Genomic DNA, 16,710 nt, shown 5'->3' on the forward strand with positions numbered 1-16,710 from the left:
CTGCCGTGAGCGCCTCACCCGCGAGGCTACATGGCGGCCGTGGAGATTACCTCAGCAGCGGCGCCCGATCGGAAACCTTAGCACCTCAGCGCTTTGGCGTGGCTGCTTGAACTCTTCGACGGCAACCGCCTCAATTAGCAGGTCCAAGGCTTCGCGGCCCCTTTGACTCATCGGGTCATCCCCACAAAGGTAGTCATACGCTCGATCTAAATGCACTCGGGCGGCGGAAAAATCGCTTATCATATCATAGAACCCTCTCTACCCGCCCGCATTGCCGTCTACGAGGTGAAGGTAGTGCAATCGTCAATATATACAGACAAATTTGAATTAAATCGGAGATGATCATGGAGGCCGAGTTCCCTGACCTGATGCCGCCATCGAGCCCGCCGACGACCACTCGCTGGCGCTCGGTCGGTTCATAAATGCCGAGCACCCCGTCCAGAGACCACCTCTGACCTCCCTCCTTCCATGCTAGACGCGTGGAAGACATGGCTGCGCCGCCGCTGCGAGAAAGGCGTATCCCATCGCGCGGCGGCTGCATAGTGGGCAGCCAGCGCCGGGAGCTAATCGGCAAAGCCGCGTGTGGCGATTTTGCATAGCGGGCGCAGGCGAATCGCCACGCCCGTCCAGCATGTCCGATGCCCTAGGCCGCCAGGATCCCTGAGCGGAGTGCATGCACGATCCCGCGTGATGACAGTGGATCGGCACAGAACAGGCAGTCGCCCGCCGCGACCCAGCGGTCACCGGCGGCGGGATCGATCGTTGCGGTTCCCGCCGCCTTGATCATGCTGGCGGTCTCGATTGCGTTGGGCGGCACGAGCGGCGCGATGGACTGCGTTGCGGCTAAAGCGCGGTACCAATGTCCGGCTTTGCGCAGTTCGCTGCCCAGATCCGGATCGGTGAGGCACGCGCAAGTCGGCGCTGTACCACCAGCCTTCGGGACGCGCCCCGACGACCATGCTGCAATCGCCCGGAGCGCGGTCGAAAAAGCGTGTGTAGGCGGCAAGATGTCCGTGCATGGTGAGCTTGGCGCCGAAACATCGCGCCAGCCTCCAACTGCGACCGGTCGCCCAAACCACGGCGCGGGCAACATCCTTAAGCGTATGTACGGCGGCATGATGGACGCTTGCAAGCATCCAGACAAGATTATCGCGAAGCTAAAATAAGAGGTTCGATCCAATCGGCGATGCGTTAGCCGCGCCATTCTGGTTCAGCCGGGCGTTACATGGCCTCGCCAAGTTGAGGATGTATTGGTCGCGAGCAGCCGCGTGCCAATTTGGAACCCACGACCATATGCAACGATTGGGCACTGTCCGAAAGAAGGCCGAGAACTGTTGAAAGTGCGCTAGATGGAGATATTCTGAATCGGAACGGGGGGCTGGTTCATCGCCAAAGCGAGACATGGATGAAAAGCAGATCGCGCCCAACGCCTGATCCAACCATTGCAACGGAAGTCCCCTGGTCGGAAAGCCTAACCGCTATGATGACAAGCATTTCGAGCTCTATTTGAAGCTCATGGACGCTTGCGCCGACAGTGCCAGCGAAGAGGAGATGGCGCTGGATGTACTGGGTATCGATCCGGTCAAAGAGCCAATCCGCGCCCGTAAGGCCCTTCGCAGTCATCTCAAACGGGTGCTCTGGTTTATGCATGAGGGCCATAAGGAACTGCTTCCAAGCCGACCGCCTCAATAACTGCGGCGCCGAACAAGGTTGCCCGAGAGATCAGGTGGCGCCCTCGGGGGATGCGAGGACACTTGAAAGCCGCAATCGGGTTATCATCTCCATACTGCGTGTGTTCGGCTCCGCACGGCAAGTGCCCTTGAGTCGAGGAGGAATGCACATGAAGAAGAAAGTTCATCTGGAAGCCTGCTGACCGATCCCTTGGGCCCATAATCGGGTCCCAAGTTGTTCCCGACGAGCGTTGCGAGGGGCGGATGCAGGACCAGCCGGAAATCGAGCCAGGGCGTGAAACGAAGTCAACAGGTGCGAGGTTCGGCCTGCTGGGTGTGGCTGTGTTGGCCGTAGGCGCCTTCATCTGGACCGGCTTCGGCGAAGGCATCCAGCAGGGCACGTCCAACGTCGTTCGGACTGTCATCGACAAGAGCATGCAGCGCCTTGGGCTCGGGCAAGCCCCCAACGCTCTTACAGAGGGCGAGTGGTATCTCTCGGTGTACTACGGTCCCGACTTTGCGGATGTCACCCCCGTCGGCCTGGGGCACCCCTTCAAGGTGACATTCACGTCGGCCCCGGATTTGTCTGGCACCTACGAGAACGTTGCAGGGAGCGGCTCGGTAAGCGGCTTTGAACGACCCGGTCAACTCGTAATGACCTACTCCGGAGCAGATGGGATGTCCCATGGAGTTGCCATTCTCCAAGACATTCAGACCCACCTTTCTTCCAACAACGTCGAGCATGATTACGTGGGAGCCGTTTTGGTCCACGCTTGCTATAAGGCGGACACCCAGCAGTGCGATGCCGCCAAATCGCAATATAAATTCTGCAGGGCGATTTTGTCGAAAAACAGGGAACCCGACAAGGATCCTTCCCTCAAGGGTTACCTCGACGAACCATGTTCGGCTTTTCAGAACGATCTTAAGCTGAAGCTTAGCCCGACGGCACAGCTTTAGGCACGAAGGCGCTCACCAGGGTCGCAGCTCAAAGAGAACGGCGCCCTTCGCCGGGGGCCGTCCGTTCCGCATCCCGCCTGACGGCGGCGCGTTGCTGATGCTCCTACGGCCGCCCTGTTGAGCCGGTCTCAGGGCCACGGTCTTTCTCCTAGCAGGCTGTTGAAGAAGTCAGGCTCTTTCGCAAGCGAAGCCTGAATCGTCGGCGTTGTGGATGTAGAAGTGGCCGACGAGGCGGCCTGCAGTGCCAAAGACAGCCCAGCCGCGGCCAGAGGCTGGGTCTTTGTCATCATGCCCCTCCCACGAGAATTCCGCGCATGCTGAGCCATCGCGGGTGCCATATCGGACATCGAGGAAGCCCTTGAGTGCGCCGAAGGCGATCTCGCCATCCGCCGAGCCTTTGAATGTCAGATGCGCTTCCTCGACGAGATCGAGGAAGTCGTTATCCCAAACATCCATCTCGACGATGCGCCAGCGGCCGGCAAAGGCCTTGGCGAAGCCGGGAACCTTGGCCATCAGCCGGTCTCCGCCATGAGCTTTGGCAGTCGCACCACATTGTAGGCAGCGGCTGCGAAGGTGAAGGCCCATCCGACACGGTCGCGGCCGCGGAACCTCGTCTTGTGCTGGCCGGCCACGACCTTGATCCAACCGAATGCCTCTTCGATGCGCTTCCTGATGCGCTGGCTGACAGCATAGCCGCCATGCCGCGTCGTGCGCCCGTCGATCGCGGAACTGCGGCCGCTCGTGTTGTTCTGCGCTACATGCGGCGTCACCCTCATCGAGCGCAGCTCATTGACAAAGTCTTCAGTGTCGTAGGCCTTGTCGGCACCGAGCGTGATCGCCTGTGGCCGTTCCGCGCGAGGTTCGATCATGTGCAGTGCGGCCACCCGCTCAGCATGTCCGTCGGCCAGTGTCAGGCAGGCGTCGACCAGCAGGCCGTGGCGGTTCTCCATCAAGCCATGTCCCATAAAGCACAGCTTGGCCTCCTTGCCTTTGCCCTTGCGATAGAGCCGGGCATCCGGATCGGTGGTCGAGGCATGTGTGTCGTTCGAGCGCTTGTGGCCATGGAAGTCCGCTTCCGCGTTTCGCCCGCCCCCTTCAGCCGGCGGCTCGCCCGAGCCGTCCTTCGGTTTGACGCTCTTCATCGACGCCCAGGCCTCGATCAGCGTTCCGTCGACCGAGAAGTGATCCGTCGAGAGAAGCCTCTTGACCTTGGGCTGTGCCAGCACCGCGCTCAGGAACTTTGCGGCGATGTTGCCCTCCAGCAGCCGGTCGCGGTTCTTGGAGAACACAGAATGGTCCCAGGCCGCATCGTCAACGCCAATGCCGACGAACCAGCGGAACAGAAGGTCGTATTCCAGCCGCTCCATCAACAGCCGCTCCGAGCGGATCGAATAGAACGCCTGTAGCAGCATCGCTCGCAGCAGCTTTTCCGGCGGGGTCGAAGGCCGCCCCATCGGCGAATACAGCGCCGCGAAGTCCCGCTCCAACGCCGCCAGCGCCTCGTTCACAATCGCCCGAATGCGGCGCAACGGATGATCGCGCCGCACCCGAGCCTCGAGATCAACATAACTGAACAGTTCGCCAGACCGGTCGTCCCCGCCGCGCATGCCTCGTTCTCCGAATCTCTTCGGAGACATTGAATCACGCTCACAGCCTCGCTGCGAGCCACTTTTTCAACAGCCTGCTAGAGAGGCGCGCGGCCCTCTCTCCCCAGCAAGCCGCCGCGGGCGGGTTCCCCCATCTTCCTCCGCTTCGCTAGGTGCAGACCGGGGAGACCCCTCCGCCCCCGGGACTTGCCCCCCTCGCTCCCCGCTACTCGCCGCGAGGCAGGGGTTCAGGGGACCTGAACAATTCAGGTCAATCCCTGAAATCAACAACGAGCAAGTCGATGAATACCGCTGAAATCACTATCCCGCTCGCAGGTAGGGCCGAACTGGCCGCCACCATCGAGGCCCATGGCCTCATCCATAACCTTGTGACCCGCAAGGCGCCGAAGGGAGCCAAGTTCCAAGTCGTCGCCGGAGGGCGGCGACTGGGGGCCTTGCGGTTGCTGCTGGACGAGGGCCGCACCGTACAGGGCGTGGCTGTGACCAAGGATTATTCGGTCAGGCGCCATGCAGTCCATTGCGTGGCCGCCCAGGTCATCACGAGAACGATGGTCAGAACGACGGTGATCTGACCCCAGAGGATTCGGCCTCCACGCATACAGGCTCCAATCGGCAAAAATGTCGGAGCCGATCAGAGAATGGGGGATTTCGGGAAGTGCAATTACGAAGATGAGGCTGGCGTGTCGCCGCATAGTATCGGCGGCGAATAGGACGGGTTGGCCCGGTTCTGCCCGGGGTCGCGCGCTATCGCCTCATCGCCTCTGCGAGGTCGAGTAGGTTTCGGAGGGCGGTGCTTCGGTTGAAGGGCGACCACACGGCTGAGAACACTACAGGTTCGGGCTCGTCGGCGATCGGCAGAAAGCGGACACCCGCGACAGGTGACAGGCTCGATGCGGCCCCGAGCAACGTGACGCCGAAACCTTGCCCCACGATCGACAGCAACGACGCACGTTCGACAGCGACACGCAGAATAGACGGTGCCGGCCACCGGCCCGACAGCCGCAGGAGGATATGGTCATGAACTTGTGGTCCGGGGCCGTTAGGGCGGACGAGGAAGGTCTCCCCCGGCAAGATCGGCCCAAGTGACGTGCTCCTGTTCAGCGATCAGGTGGCTGTCCGGCAGTGCTACAACCAAGCGGCTCGGTCCACATTCGTCGCGAACGGCAATCAGGCGTGTCTGGCGTTCCGACCACGAATGCGATGTCGAGTTGATCGGCACGCAGTTGCATGAGCGCTTCTCGCGCCGTGCTTTCGGCGACTTCAAGCTCGACACCCGGATAGGTGGTTCGATATCGGCCGATCAGCTTGGCGAGGAAGCTATGCGGGATCAGACCGTGGACGCCCATGCGTAGCCTGCCGCATTCCCCCAGGGCCGCCATGCCGGCCGACTTTACGGCATATTCGAGGTGCTCGACACCGGCTGATAGCCGTTGGACAAAGAGTCGTCCGGCCTCGGTGAGCCGGACGCCGCGTGTGTTGCGCTCGAACAGGAGGATGCCGAGATCTTCCTCCAGCGCTTTGATGCGCGCGCTGACGCTGGACTGGCTGACGCCGAGCGCGTTCGCCGCATGGCGGAAGTTCAGATACTCGGCGACGGCGAGCGTCTGGATGAGTGACGTGAGGGGAATACGCGACCCTAGCGACGACGTCGGCACTCTGCTTCGTCTTTCGGTCATCAGTGCTGAATGCTGTCGTCGTCTCATGTCTCTCTTTTCGCGCCGCTAATCGTTGTGACTCGTGTCCCCTACCGGAGAACAGAATCGGATGAATTGCTCCATTGTCCCGACGGCCAGTGAGTAAGGATGTCCCGTTGGAGGCGACTACTAGGCCAACCAGGCTTCGCAATGTCGCGAGTTTCAGAAATTCGGCGACGGCTGTCTGCTGGCGCAGCGTGCCCTCAGCGAAGATGAGTCGTGTGCAGCTTCGCGATCTCGCGGTCGAGCTTGGTTGAAAGGTCATTCCGCTTGTGGGCGATCGACTTTCCGCCCGAGTGTGTGGCCCCGCCGTAGGCCGCCAGAACGGCCCCTGCGAAATAGATCATCAGCCCCGTCATCGTGGCCGGTGCGTAAGCGGCTAGTCGCGACGGGCGGCCGGGATTGGTCGCTTGCGATTCTGGTGCCGAGGAAGCGTATGACCCGGCTGGCCTCCGACAATCTGCGCGAGCCCTTCGGCAACGTGCCTCCGATCGCGCACACGGCCGCCGTCGACATGGAAGGCCCGATCCTGGCGGCGGAGGTGATTGCCTTCCTTCTCCAGCAGCGAAGTCACGCCGGCTGCTTTGACGAATTCGTCGATGTGCTTTGCAGCTATTTCAGCGGCCGAGGGGGCCAGGCGCCGACGAAGGGCGATCTGACGGAAGCGGCGCGGTTCCGCTCCGCGCTAGGCAAGTGGAATGACTGCCGCCTCGCGAAGGGAAAGGCCGTTCCGGCGAACAGCGTCTTGCAAGCCACGTTCGCGGTCCACGAGGCTGCAGCGGCTGTTGCGCTGACTGGACAGCCCGACGGCGACTGGACCGCCATTCGATCGGTGCTTGAGGATGGGGCCTGCACCCGGCTCGCCGAGGTTGCGAAGGAGGCGCGCAACGTCCGGCTTCTCCTTGTCGGGGCAGCGAGGAGCCGTGGCCGATGATGAACGCACAGGAGAAGTCTGGCGTGAATGGGGCGATGATTGTCAAGCTTTGCTCTCGAGTCATCTCGTCAACCATCTTGCGTGACCGATTGGCGACCATCTCCTCGTCCCGACCTTATATTACCCGTCGCCTGTCGCCGCCAGCGCGCAGTGACTTGTCAAGGATGGAGGCCCGCAGACCCCATCGCGCGGCGACTTGTCCTTGACGGTCACGAGCACGGCGGCAGGTTTGCCGTGGTCGGGGAGCCTTCCTTGAGCGGAAGCCGACGACAGTGTTCGAGGGGAACTCGCCATGAGCCGGGTGCGCAGAGATCGTCCGACGCTCTTGTATTTGCTGGATCCCAGCCGGCTCCGCCTCCGACTGCCTCGATAGCTCGGTATCCTGAGCGCGTCGGCGGCATCATGCCATTATCATCCTACGAATTGCATGCTCCATCGTCCTGGACGAGACCGGTTTGGCTAGCCAAAGGACGAAGGTCTGATTACCAGATGTGATCGGCATGGGGTCGCTTCCACCAACGACGATGATGGGCACCGTCATCAGGGTGGTACGTACGGCTTCGGGCTGTCCTGGCCCGAGGAAAGTCGCTTTATCGAAAATTAGGAGGTCGGCTGCCTTCCCGCTCTCGATCCAGTCGCAAAGACTCTCGAAGGTCGCGAAGCCGACCGGCTTATAACCCAGCGCGGCGATCTTATCCTTGTAGATCTCCAACGCTGCTGGATCGGGGTCAACGACTGCAATGATTTCTCCGTTGCCAAGTGATCCATCGCATGGGCCGAAAGCGCTATCAGCTCTGACCTGCTCCTCAGGGCAGGCCGGTAAGTAGAGATCGAAGCGTGTACCTCGGCCAACAGCCGAGGTGACGTCAAGGCATCCTGCGAGCGCGCTCACATGGCGGTCCACTGCAGCAAGACCCAGTCCGGTCCCGCCGACGCGAGAGCGCGTGGTAAAAAAGGGCTCAAAGATATGCGGAAGCACCGAACTTGCGATTCCTTGGCCATCGTCGCTGATGGAGAGGAGAACGTAATCTCCCGGTTTCAAGGTGCCCTTAGCCACGGGCTTCGTTTGACAGACGTGAGCGCGAGAAACGCTAATCTCGACACGGCCCTCATTCAAGAGAGCCTCCGACGCGTTCTTGCATAGATTCATAAGGATCTGCTGTATCTCGGTCGGGCTGCCCTCGATCACCGTTTGCCACTCGTTGATCTTGAAGTTCAACTGAACATCCGCACGAAGTGTAACCCGCAGCAATGGCGCGAGATCCATTACACTCTCCGAGACGTCGAAAGGCATCGTCACGCGCTTCCGATTTCGGCTTAGTGACAAAATTTGATCAATAATCAGTTTGGCTCGGTTGCTGGCCAAGATAATTTGGCCGATGTGGCCCCGAATTCTCGAGGGGCGACGCACAAGACCTTTAGCCATCTCCGCGTAGCCGACTATTGCTCCTAGAACATTATTGAATTCATGTGTAACGCCGCTTGCGATTGTGCCGACAGCCGTCAGCCTTTCCGCATGCTCCCATCGACTCTCAAAAAGGTTACGTTCCGTGTGTACACGTTGCATTTCAAGATGGTTGCCTAAACGCACAGTAGCGCTCGCCAGAACCAGGAGGTCGTCTGTGGAGGGTGGTGAGCGATCTCCTTCAAAAACAAGGATACAAACCGCAGCCTGCTGATCGGAGGCCCGGCAACCAACAATTTGACAAACACCGGTAGTGCCTACGGCAGTCCGAACCACTTCCGACGCCGGAACGACGCGAAACACTGGCTGTTCCGGGTGTACAAGTGAGACGACTTCATGGATTAGCGTGGCGTTCCAGACGCGCATGCGCTTGTTCGCGACAAAGTACTCGGTATTCCTGCTGATACTCGGATCCACCAGAGCAAGCGCGCATTGATCCGCATCGAAAACGCATTGAATGAGTCTAAGCGCTGCTTCGGTGGAGAAGCGCCGCGAAGCCTTCGTTGCTTGACTGTCGATGAAACAAGCTTCGATCTCACTCATCGCCGCTTCAAGCTCTAACCGCCTTTCCAACCGGTTCGTCCGCACATGCAGCGTGGAGGCTCGAATGGTCGCAAACAAGGAGAGGCATATGGACACCAAGCCAAAGAAAAGTCGTGTACGCTGCGCTTGCGCGCTGGCGAAGCTGTAGGCTTTCAGATGTTCTCGCTCCAATTCGGCAGCCTTGGCGAACGTGTCGAAGGATGGGATCCGATTGACAGCGCGGTCCAACCTCAACATTGAGGACAGGATAGCGCGGCCCTCGCGGGCAACATCCTCCGTGACTTGGTCCTGGCTAGGAGGAAGTCGGCGGAGAGACTGATCGATTTGTAATGCGAGGCTGAATCCCGGTCTGGCCGAAAATTGAAGGATCAGATTGGAAAATTCAGGCCTGTTCGACACTCCCCCCCGAAGGCGATTAGCCGAGCGAGCAAAGCGTACCAGAGAGCTTTGCAGAAGCTCATTTTGCGCGGCCGAGGCCGAGATGGCAGCTTCTGTGTTTTCGAGGGAATTTTTGAGCTGTGCAACCAACCTGGAGTGCACCCCGGAGCTCTCATTGGGCGAGATCTCAACAAGGCGTTGGTAGTTTTGAAGGTTGCTTTTTAATGCTTGCCCGGTAGAAGCAACGGAACGGAAGTCCAATACCATGTCTGCGCGGGCGACGTCTCGCTGGAGCAATGCGTAGTTGATCTGAATCGTCCGCAGTTCGCTTAGGACCGCCTCGTTGATCTGGGGGTCTTGCCACTGTATCGCGACCAAGAGCGCGACCGAGGCCACTAGGGCCATTACAGAAGCTTTGTCGGTACTGAGCCATTTTTCCCAAACGAACGGCGTTTGATCCGCGGTGCGTGCCTTGCGAAGGTCCGATTTGAATTCTAGCTCCCCATCGAGTCGGTGTGCGGCCGGATGCTGCTGGAACAGGAAAGCCAAGTGTACCTCTCCCCTCAAATGGGCGGTGTAGACGCCGTTGCACTCTGCCCCCATGGCCCGCTGACCTTCCATTGATTCGCGGGCGTTTCGACCTCGACGGCGAGGCGGCAGCACAAGGCGGGCAACTGATCGCAGTTTTCGGAACTGGTCTTCCGAGAGATCATCGAAGGGGCATACAAGCGCACGCCCGCAGCAGCCGAGGATGATACCGGTCGGTCAAACGCAACTGGCGAGGGCCGGATCTGCTGTTGGCTGGCAGCTAATACTGGCGGGGCGGCGGCCTCAACTCCGGCGTGCCTAGAGCCGGCTGCTGCGAAAGCGTCCGACACGCTTCCCTTGGGGTCATCCCGTCCAGCGGGCATCCTTGGATCGCTGAAAAAAGACGAGGCGGCTTGATGATCCTGCCCTCGCTGAAGCACCTCGCGAAACCCCTTTTCCAGTCGCAGAAGCTCCTCTGGACCGGTAGGCGGCTCGTCAGCTCGACCATCGAACAGCGGCCGGAGCGCCTCGGACACGTGCTGCTCAAAGCCCACTCGCCGGGCCTGGACCGCTTGCCCGTCTTCCAAGCCGGCGTCCTGCACCTGCGACAAAGCTGTTACACGGGATGGATTACTATTTCGCGGGTTCATACTAGCCTCACATCAAACTGTATCGTCAAAGTCCTGCGCCAATTCACACAGCGGGTCATCGAGTTGAGATTCTGCGGAGAGCGCCTCCTCTGCTCCCGTCAAGGGCGCCGGCTCCGGGAGGGCGCCTGTCTGGCTTTCAAAGATGCGTTTCAGAATGCGATCCGAAAAATATCGCACCTTCCTCAATTTTAATGGTGGCAGACCTTTGATGAGAACAATCTCGTAGTCGTCATCGAGCAGCCGAACCTGTTCGGGACGCAATAGCGGTGCACCTTGATGTGAATTCTGAATGTNCTCGTAGTCGTCATCGAGCAGCCGAACCTGTTCGGGACGCAATAGCGGTGCACCTTGATGTGAATTCTGAATGTTCCAATCGAACGTTCGCGCCTGGCTGTAGGAAATCGATCGGGCTTGAAATGTGAATCCACCGATAGCTTTGGAAATGTAGTTCGGAGTCTCGTCATCTACCTCGATGTTCCTAGAAGCGCGCCGGCAGCCCGGGCGGGGGGCTTGGGGTTAGACTGCCAGCGCACGCCACTCATAAAGAGCGGCCCCTTTTCGCGGTTCGGACACCCATAGTCAACCCGGCAACGTCTGGATGCCCGCTGTGCTTTTTGCAGAGCGGCGATGCCGGGCATATCGGCCGATCCTGTCTAGGATGGTGTGGCCACTCTCGTCGGCCGAGTTGATGCTCCAGCCAGTATCGCCTTGCCGACCAGCATGAGTTCGCCGTTAGCAATCCATCGTTGCGAGCCGAGACCGAGGTAAAAAGCGCGTGTTATCGACTATGTAGCTGACGCTCCCGCTGACGCAGGGTTCCCGCCATTGCCTCGAGGACTACCTCGAAATGAAATACCTCTGCACGGGCGGCATCTGAAGCATGGGCTTGCAGGGCTCGCACCGGTAAACCAGCGAGCCATCTCCAAATATGTGAATTGTGGATTGCTCCTCGACGGGAGCTGAGGGGCGGCTCCGCAAGCCTTACGACGCTCTTTGCGAGCCGTAGCTGCCGAGCTGGCAAAAGGCCGGGCTACGTCGCGCCAGCGCAATCGGCGCGCAGAAAATTAGGCCTACCCGCTCCGGGACCGCGGACCTCGTCAGCTTCTCGTAAGTATGCCCGAGTAGGTTGCTCAGCTGATCTGTGGACGTGAGGCTAGCGTGAACCGGCACAAATTTGACCTATCCAATGTAACAGGTTGGCGGCAGGTGCAGCCCCCGGCATCTCAAGAGCAAGCGGCACAGGCCGGGCAAGAGGGCTTTGAGCAGCGCTCGGGCGAGGCGCGCCAAGCCGCTGCCCAAATTCCCGCCCCCGGCGTTCCGGCTCTGCCAGACCCGTTCCATCCTCATCCGTCTCAGGGAGACCTGAGCCTCATCGAAGGCGCGGCCCCATGGGAAGCGCAGCCCATGATGCAAGGGAGCGGACAAGAACACGCCGCGGCGCCGTACGCCGGAGGCAGTGGGTCGATGCTNATGCGCCGGATTCGTCAGTGGTTGATCTGAATCCCCCCGCACCGTCCGAGTTGCGTGACCATGCTCGTTCTGTGCCGGCGGCGGTGCAGCAAGATCCTCCAATAGTGGTCTCCGACGGTCGCGGCTGCAAGCGTCCTCTTTATTCCAACGATGCGACCGTTGTCGAAGGGCTGAGGTCACTCTACGCGGGTAAGGCCAAGGAGGACACGGTCAAGCGCCATGTAAATTCTCTTTACGGCTTTGGTCGTTGGCTCTTTAAAAATAACAAGCCGGGATTTGCTGCTCGGCTTCACGAGGAGTCGCTGGATGAGGATCTCAAGGAGTACGAGAGCAGTGGTGGCTCCTCGACTGTGGCTGTGGCACTGCGTCGTCTCAGAGAGTCGGCGGGCGGAGTGCCAATGGTGGGCCGCGCTGTCCTGAATCCCGACCCTGCCGACGCCGTGCTCATCAAAGAGTACAAAGCGGCTCTCATCAAAGAGTACAAGGGAGCGCCTGCGACCGGGCCGAATCGCCAAACCATTCACGACTATGGAGCTACTCTTAGACGTTTCAGTGAATACCTGGTTGAAAACAACAAGCGGGGGATTGCGGCTCGGCTTCACGAGGAGTCGCTGGATGAAGATGCCAAGCGCTATAAGGACTCCAGTGGTGACCGGAGGATCATTGCACTAGCTCAACTCCGGAAGTTCCTGCCGTCCGCCGCACTCGGGCGCGAAATTGCCCTTGCTGCTCGTCCGGAAGACGCAGTCGGCATGGAGGCTCGTGCCATTGGGGACGCCGCTGCGCAGCACAGCGGGCCGCAGAAGGCATTGGGTCGGCCAGAGAAGCTCCATGGGGAAGCTAATGAAGACGCCGCTGTTCTGCCATCGTCTTTCGTGCCAACTGGGCCCCATCACCAAGCCTCGGATCCCGCAGAGTCCTTTCGTCCCCTGATCTGGCGCGACGGCGACCAGCGCGCGCCGGACGAGCGGATCGCTGCACAGGACAGGANGTCCTTTCGTCCCCTGATCTGGCGCGACGGCGACCAGCGCGCGCCGGACGAGCGGATCGCTGCACAGGACAGGAGCAACCTGCTACCAAGCGAGGAGGTGCCACTGAGGCCACCGGAATTCGCTCCGCCCAGCTTGCGGGCGGGGAATTCCGCCTCGCCAGAGCTCTTTCCTGAGGGGATGTCCCCCGCGGTCGAAGGGTTTTTTGGTGTTTTCGGCGACCCCAGCGGGCGGGTGCTCGGCGCATTGCAATTGCTAGGCGACGAACATATCCACAGGGATTACCAGCTCCTGGAGCAGGAGTTGCAGGGGAACAATCCAGAACTCGCCGCCCGGACGCGGTTCGTGGATCCCCTCGTAGCCAATTATCATCTGCGCTTGGGCTCCGAGAGCGACAAGCTAAGCGCATTCCAGCGCATCGTCCATAATCAGAACGGTAACGACACAGCCGATTTCCTGTTCGTGCCAGTGAGCGATGGCGGTAAGACTCTTGCGGAGCGCGGCAAACATTGGTCGCTGCTGTTCGTTGATCGCAGCGACCGGGAACGGCCGGTTGCCTATCATTATGACTCCGTCAGCGGATGGCATGACAAGCTTGCAAAACACCTCGCAGAAAGGCTGGGCGCCAGCCTGGAGACCCGCGTGGACTTACCCCGCATCGCCCAGCAGAGCAACGAGTGGGATTGCGGAGTCTACGTGGTGGACGGCACGCGGGCGCTGGTTGGGCGATTGCAAAGATGGCAGCCAGACCTGCCAGACCTGCCAGACCTGAACCTCAACAACCTCGTCGTCAATCGGCAGGCACTACAAACCCGACTCATGGGTGACGATACATCTGGAACGGCAAATTATCTCACGAACTTTGAACTCATGGACCGACAGGCGCGAGACGCGGTTAAGGAAAGCCCCGTTGGGACGTTTCACCAGCGGATCAAGCGGCTCGGCCAGTCAGCGCGAGCGTTGCACGACAGAGCCCTGGCTCCAGTCGCGCCGGACCAAGGCAACCCAGACTCGGTGTTCGTACGGGACGTTGTTCCCGGGGAAACACGCCATCATCATGCGCCGGATTCGTCAGTGGTTGATCTGAATCCCCCCGCACCGTTCGAGTTGCGTGACCATGCTCGTTCTATGCCGGCGGCGGTGCAGCCAGATCCTCCAGTAGTGGTCTCCGGTCGCGACAAGCGTCCTCTTTATTCCAACGATGCGACCGTTGTCGAAGGGCTGCGGTCAGCACTCTATGCCGGTAAGGTCGGGGAGCGCACGGTCACGGACCATGTAAATTCTCTTCTCGGCTTTGGTCGTTGGCTCTTTGATAATAACAAGCCGGGATTTGCTGCTCGGCTGGACGATCCGTTGCTGGATCAGGATCTCAAGGAGTACCAGCGCGAGAGTGGCTCCTCGAACGTGGCTAGAGCACTGGGTCGTCTCAAAGAGTCGGCGGGCGGAGCGCCAATGGTGGGCCGCGCTGCCCTGAATCCCGACCCTGTCGACGCCGAGCTCATCAGAGATTACAAAGCGGCTCTCATCAAAAAGTACGAGGCAGAGCCTGCGACCGGGCCGAATCCCAAAACCACTCAGGACTATGCGGCTACTCTTAGACGTTTCAGTCAATACCTGCATGAAAACAACAGGCCGGGGATTGCGGCTCGGCTTTACGAGGGGTCGCTGGATGAAGATGCCAGGCGTTATTTGGACTCCAGTGGTAACCGGTGGATCAGTGCACTAGCTCATCTCCGGAAGTTCCCGCCGTACGCCGCACTCGGGCGCGAAATTGCCCTTGCTGCTCGTCCGGAAGACGCAGTCGGCATGGAGGCTCGTGCCATTGGGGACGCCGCTGCGCAGNCGCACTCGGGCGCGAAATTGCCCTTGCTGCTCGTCCGGAAGACGCAGTCGGCATGGAGGCTCGTGCCATTGGGGACGCCGCTGCGCAGCACAGCGGGCCGCAGAAGGCATTGGGTCGGCCAGAGAAGCTCCCTGGGAAAGCTAAGCAGCTGAGCGAGATCGGCAATTCAGGCGCTCGCGTGCTGATGCAGGCCCCCACCCATCAAGTGGGTGCATTGCCATGGGANTGAACAGTCGTCTGCAGGACGTTGCCACTGAGCCGCAGCTGAGCGAGATCGGCAATTCAGGCGCTCGCGTGCTGATGCAGGCCCCCACCCATCAAGTGGGTGCATTGCCATGGGAGGCGCAGCCCATGATGCTGGGGGACGAGCACCTGGCACCGCATACCGGAGGCAGTGGGTCGATGCTGGGTGCCTCGGTGCTGCAGCCGGGTCACTCAAGGGCGCGCCATCATGATGCGCCGGATTCGTCAGTGGTTGATCTGAATCCCCTCGCACCGTTCGAGTTGCGTGACCATGCTCGTTCTGTGCCGGCGGCGCCTGCCGGGCCAGCGTTCGCCAGGGCTGAGGAGACGCCCTCCGCGGTTGGCGAGGCCGCGGTGGCCGAAAGGTGGGCTCGGTTGCAAAAGCAAATGGACGAACCAGTGCATGATCCCGGCCCTCAAGTGGATACATCGCCATGGGAGGCGCAACTCATGGTGCAAGGGAGCGGACAAGAACACGCCGCGGCGCCCTACGCCGGAGACAGTGGGTCGATGCTAGGTGCCTCGGTGCTGCAGCCGGGTCACTCAACGGCGCGCGATTCGTCAGTGGTTGATCTGAATCCCCCCGCACCGTTCGAGTTGCGTGACCATGCTCGTTCTGTGCCGGCGGCGGNGGAGACGCCCTCCGCGGTTGGCGAGGCCGCGGTGGCCGAAACGCTGGCTCGGTCGCAAAAGCAGATGGTCGACGCTGATTTGTCGGGATATTTCGACTCGATTCCGCACGCGGACCTTCTACCATCGCCATGGGAGGCGCAACTCATGCAAGGGAGCGGACAAGAACACGCCGCGGCGCCCTACGCCGGAGGCAGTGGGTCGATGCTGGGTGCCTCGGTGCTGCAGCCGGGTCACTCAACGGCGCGCGATTCGTCAGTGGTTGATCTGAATCCCCCCGCACCGTTCGAGTTGCGTGACCATGCTCGTTCTGTGCCGGCGGCGCCTGCCGGGCCAGCGTTCGCCAGGGCTGNGCAAGGGAGCGGACAAGAACACGCCGCGGCGCCCTACGCCGGAGGCAGTGGGTCGATGCTGGGTGCCTCGGTGCTGCAGCCGGGTCACTCAACGGCGCGCCATCATGATGCGCCGGATTCGTCAGTGGCTGATCTGAATCCCCCCGCACCGTCCGAGTTGCGTGACCCTGCTCGTTCTGTGCCGGCGGCGGTGCAGCCAGATCCTCCAATAGGGGTCTCCGGTCCCGACAAGCGTCCTCTTTATTCCAACGATGCGACCGTTGTCGAAGGGCTGAGGTCAGCATTGGAGAGCACGGTCAAGCGCCATGTAAATTCTCTTCTCGGCTTTGGTCGTTGGCTCTTTGATAATAACAGGCCGGGATTTGCTGCTCGGCTTCACGAGGAGTCGCTGGATCCGGATCTCAAGGAGTACGAGAGCAAGAGTGGCTCCTCGGACGTGGCTAGAGCAGTGGGTCATCTCAAGACGTGGGCGGGCGGAGCGCCAGTGCTGGACCGCGCCGCTGTCCTGAATAATCCCGACCCTGCCGACGCCGCGCTCATCAGAGATTACACAGCGGCTCCCATCAAAGAGTACAAGGCAGCGCCGACCGGGCCGAATCCCGCTACCATTCAGACCTATGGATCTGCTCCTAGACGTTTCAGTGAATACCTGGTTGAAAACAAAAAGCCGGGGATTGCGGCTCGGCTTCACGAGGGGTCGCTGGATGAAGATGCCAAGCGCTATAACAACTCCGGGGGGATCAGTGCACTAGCTCA

The 16,710-nt window shown here is 60.6% G+C and carries 11 protein-coding genes and 1 pseudogene; 4 read left to right on the top strand and 8 right to left on the bottom strand.

Annotated features, from left to right (window positions below; genetic code table 11):
- Positions 1–51: 51 nt before the first annotated feature.
- Together X730_RS1000000168840 and X730_RS1000000167795 are read right to left on the bottom strand one after the other, a co-directional pair.
- Positions 52–243 carry a hypothetical protein gene (locus tag X730_RS1000000168840; RefSeq protein WP_023685615.1) on the bottom strand — a complete coding sequence of 64 codons (192 nt, stop codon included), beginning with the start codon at positions 241–243 and terminating at the stop codon, positions 52–54.
- 400 nt (positions 244–643) lie between these two features.
- Positions 644–787 (bottom strand): hypothetical protein, encoded by a 144-nt coding sequence (locus tag X730_RS1000000167795; protein ID WP_023827448.1) that lies wholly within the window; start codon positions 785–787, stop codon positions 644–646.
- A gap of 1,147 nt (positions 788–1,934) precedes the next feature.
- On the opposite strand from X730_RS1000000167795, the gene X730_RS138480 reads away from it, so the two are divergent.
- A complete protein-coding gene (locus X730_RS138480; RefSeq protein ID WP_023731712.1) occupies positions 1,935–2,627 on the top strand; it encodes a hypothetical protein in 693 nt (230 codons plus the stop codon).
- Between the two features lie 168 nt (positions 2,628–2,795).
- Here the strand turns inward: X730_RS138480 and X730_RS138475 are convergent, their stop codons facing one another.
- The gene (locus tag X730_RS138475; protein ID WP_023727135.1) at positions 2,796–3,140 is read right to left on the bottom strand and encodes a hypothetical protein; all 345 of its coding nucleotides are present in this window, start codon (positions 3,138–3,140) and stop codon (positions 2,796–2,798) included.
- Positions 3,140–4,234 (bottom strand): IS5 family transposase, encoded by a 1,095-nt coding sequence (locus tag X730_RS138470; protein WP_023827451.1) that lies wholly within the window; start codon positions 4,232–4,234, stop codon positions 3,140–3,142. Before X730_RS138470 ends, X730_RS138475 begins: the two co-directional genes overlap by 1 nt.
- Before the next feature lie 281 nt (positions 4,235–4,515).
- Here X730_RS138470 and X730_RS138465 point away from each other — a divergent pair, with 281 nt between their 5' ends.
- Positions 4,516–4,806 carry a ParB N-terminal domain-containing protein gene (locus tag X730_RS138465; RefSeq protein WP_023724668.1) on the top strand — a complete coding sequence of 97 codons (291 nt, stop codon included), beginning with the start codon at positions 4,516–4,518 and terminating at the stop codon, positions 4,804–4,806.
- Between the two features lie 525 nt (positions 4,807–5,331).
- Here X730_RS138465 and X730_RS1000000169290 read toward each other — a convergent pair.
- Together X730_RS1000000169290 and X730_RS1000000167800 are read right to left on the bottom strand one after the other, a co-directional pair.
- Positions 5,332–5,910 (bottom strand): LysR family transcriptional regulator, encoded by a 579-nt coding sequence (locus X730_RS1000000169290; protein WP_348633134.1) that lies wholly within the window; start codon positions 5,908–5,910, stop codon positions 5,332–5,334.
- Positions 5,911–6,131: 221 nt separating this feature from the next.
- The gene (locus X730_RS1000000167800; RefSeq protein ID WP_155922533.1) at positions 6,132–6,275 is read right to left on the bottom strand and encodes a hypothetical protein; all 144 of its coding nucleotides are present in this window, start codon (positions 6,273–6,275) and stop codon (positions 6,132–6,134) included.
- A gap of 89 nt (positions 6,276–6,364) precedes the next feature.
- Here X730_RS1000000167800 and X730_RS03190 point away from each other — a divergent pair, with 89 nt between their 5' ends.
- A complete protein-coding gene (locus X730_RS03190; RefSeq protein ID WP_032910352.1) occupies positions 6,365–6,862 on the top strand; it encodes a hypothetical protein in 498 nt (165 codons plus the stop codon).
- 400 nt (positions 6,863–7,262) lie between these two features.
- Here the strand turns inward: X730_RS03190 and X730_RS138460 are convergent, their stop codons facing one another.
- Both X730_RS138460 and X730_RS1000000166830 read right to left on the bottom strand, forming a co-directional pair.
- Positions 7,263–9,797 (bottom strand): two-component system VirA-like sensor kinase, encoded by a 2,535-nt coding sequence (locus X730_RS138460; protein ID WP_031197371.1) that lies wholly within the window; start codon positions 9,795–9,797, stop codon positions 7,263–7,265.
- Between the two features lie 641 nt (positions 9,798–10,438).
- Positions 10,439–10,891, bottom strand: a pseudogene (locus X730_RS1000000166830) (type IV secretory system conjugative DNA transfer family protein); the annotation flags it as partial.
- A gap of 1,022 nt (positions 10,892–11,913) precedes the next feature.
- Here X730_RS1000000166830 and X730_RS1000000165535 point away from each other — a divergent pair.
- On the top strand, positions 11,914–14,880 hold the full coding sequence (locus X730_RS1000000165535) for a Ulp1 family isopeptidase (RefSeq protein ID WP_245261422.1): 2,967 nt from the start codon (positions 11,914–11,916) through the stop codon (positions 14,878–14,880).
- Positions 14,881–16,710: the final 1,830 nt, after the last annotated feature.

The sequence above is a fragment of the Mesorhizobium sp. L103C131B0 genome (assembly GCF_000502275.1).
Taxonomy (GTDB): domain Bacteria; phylum Pseudomonadota; class Alphaproteobacteria; order Rhizobiales; family Rhizobiaceae; genus Mesorhizobium.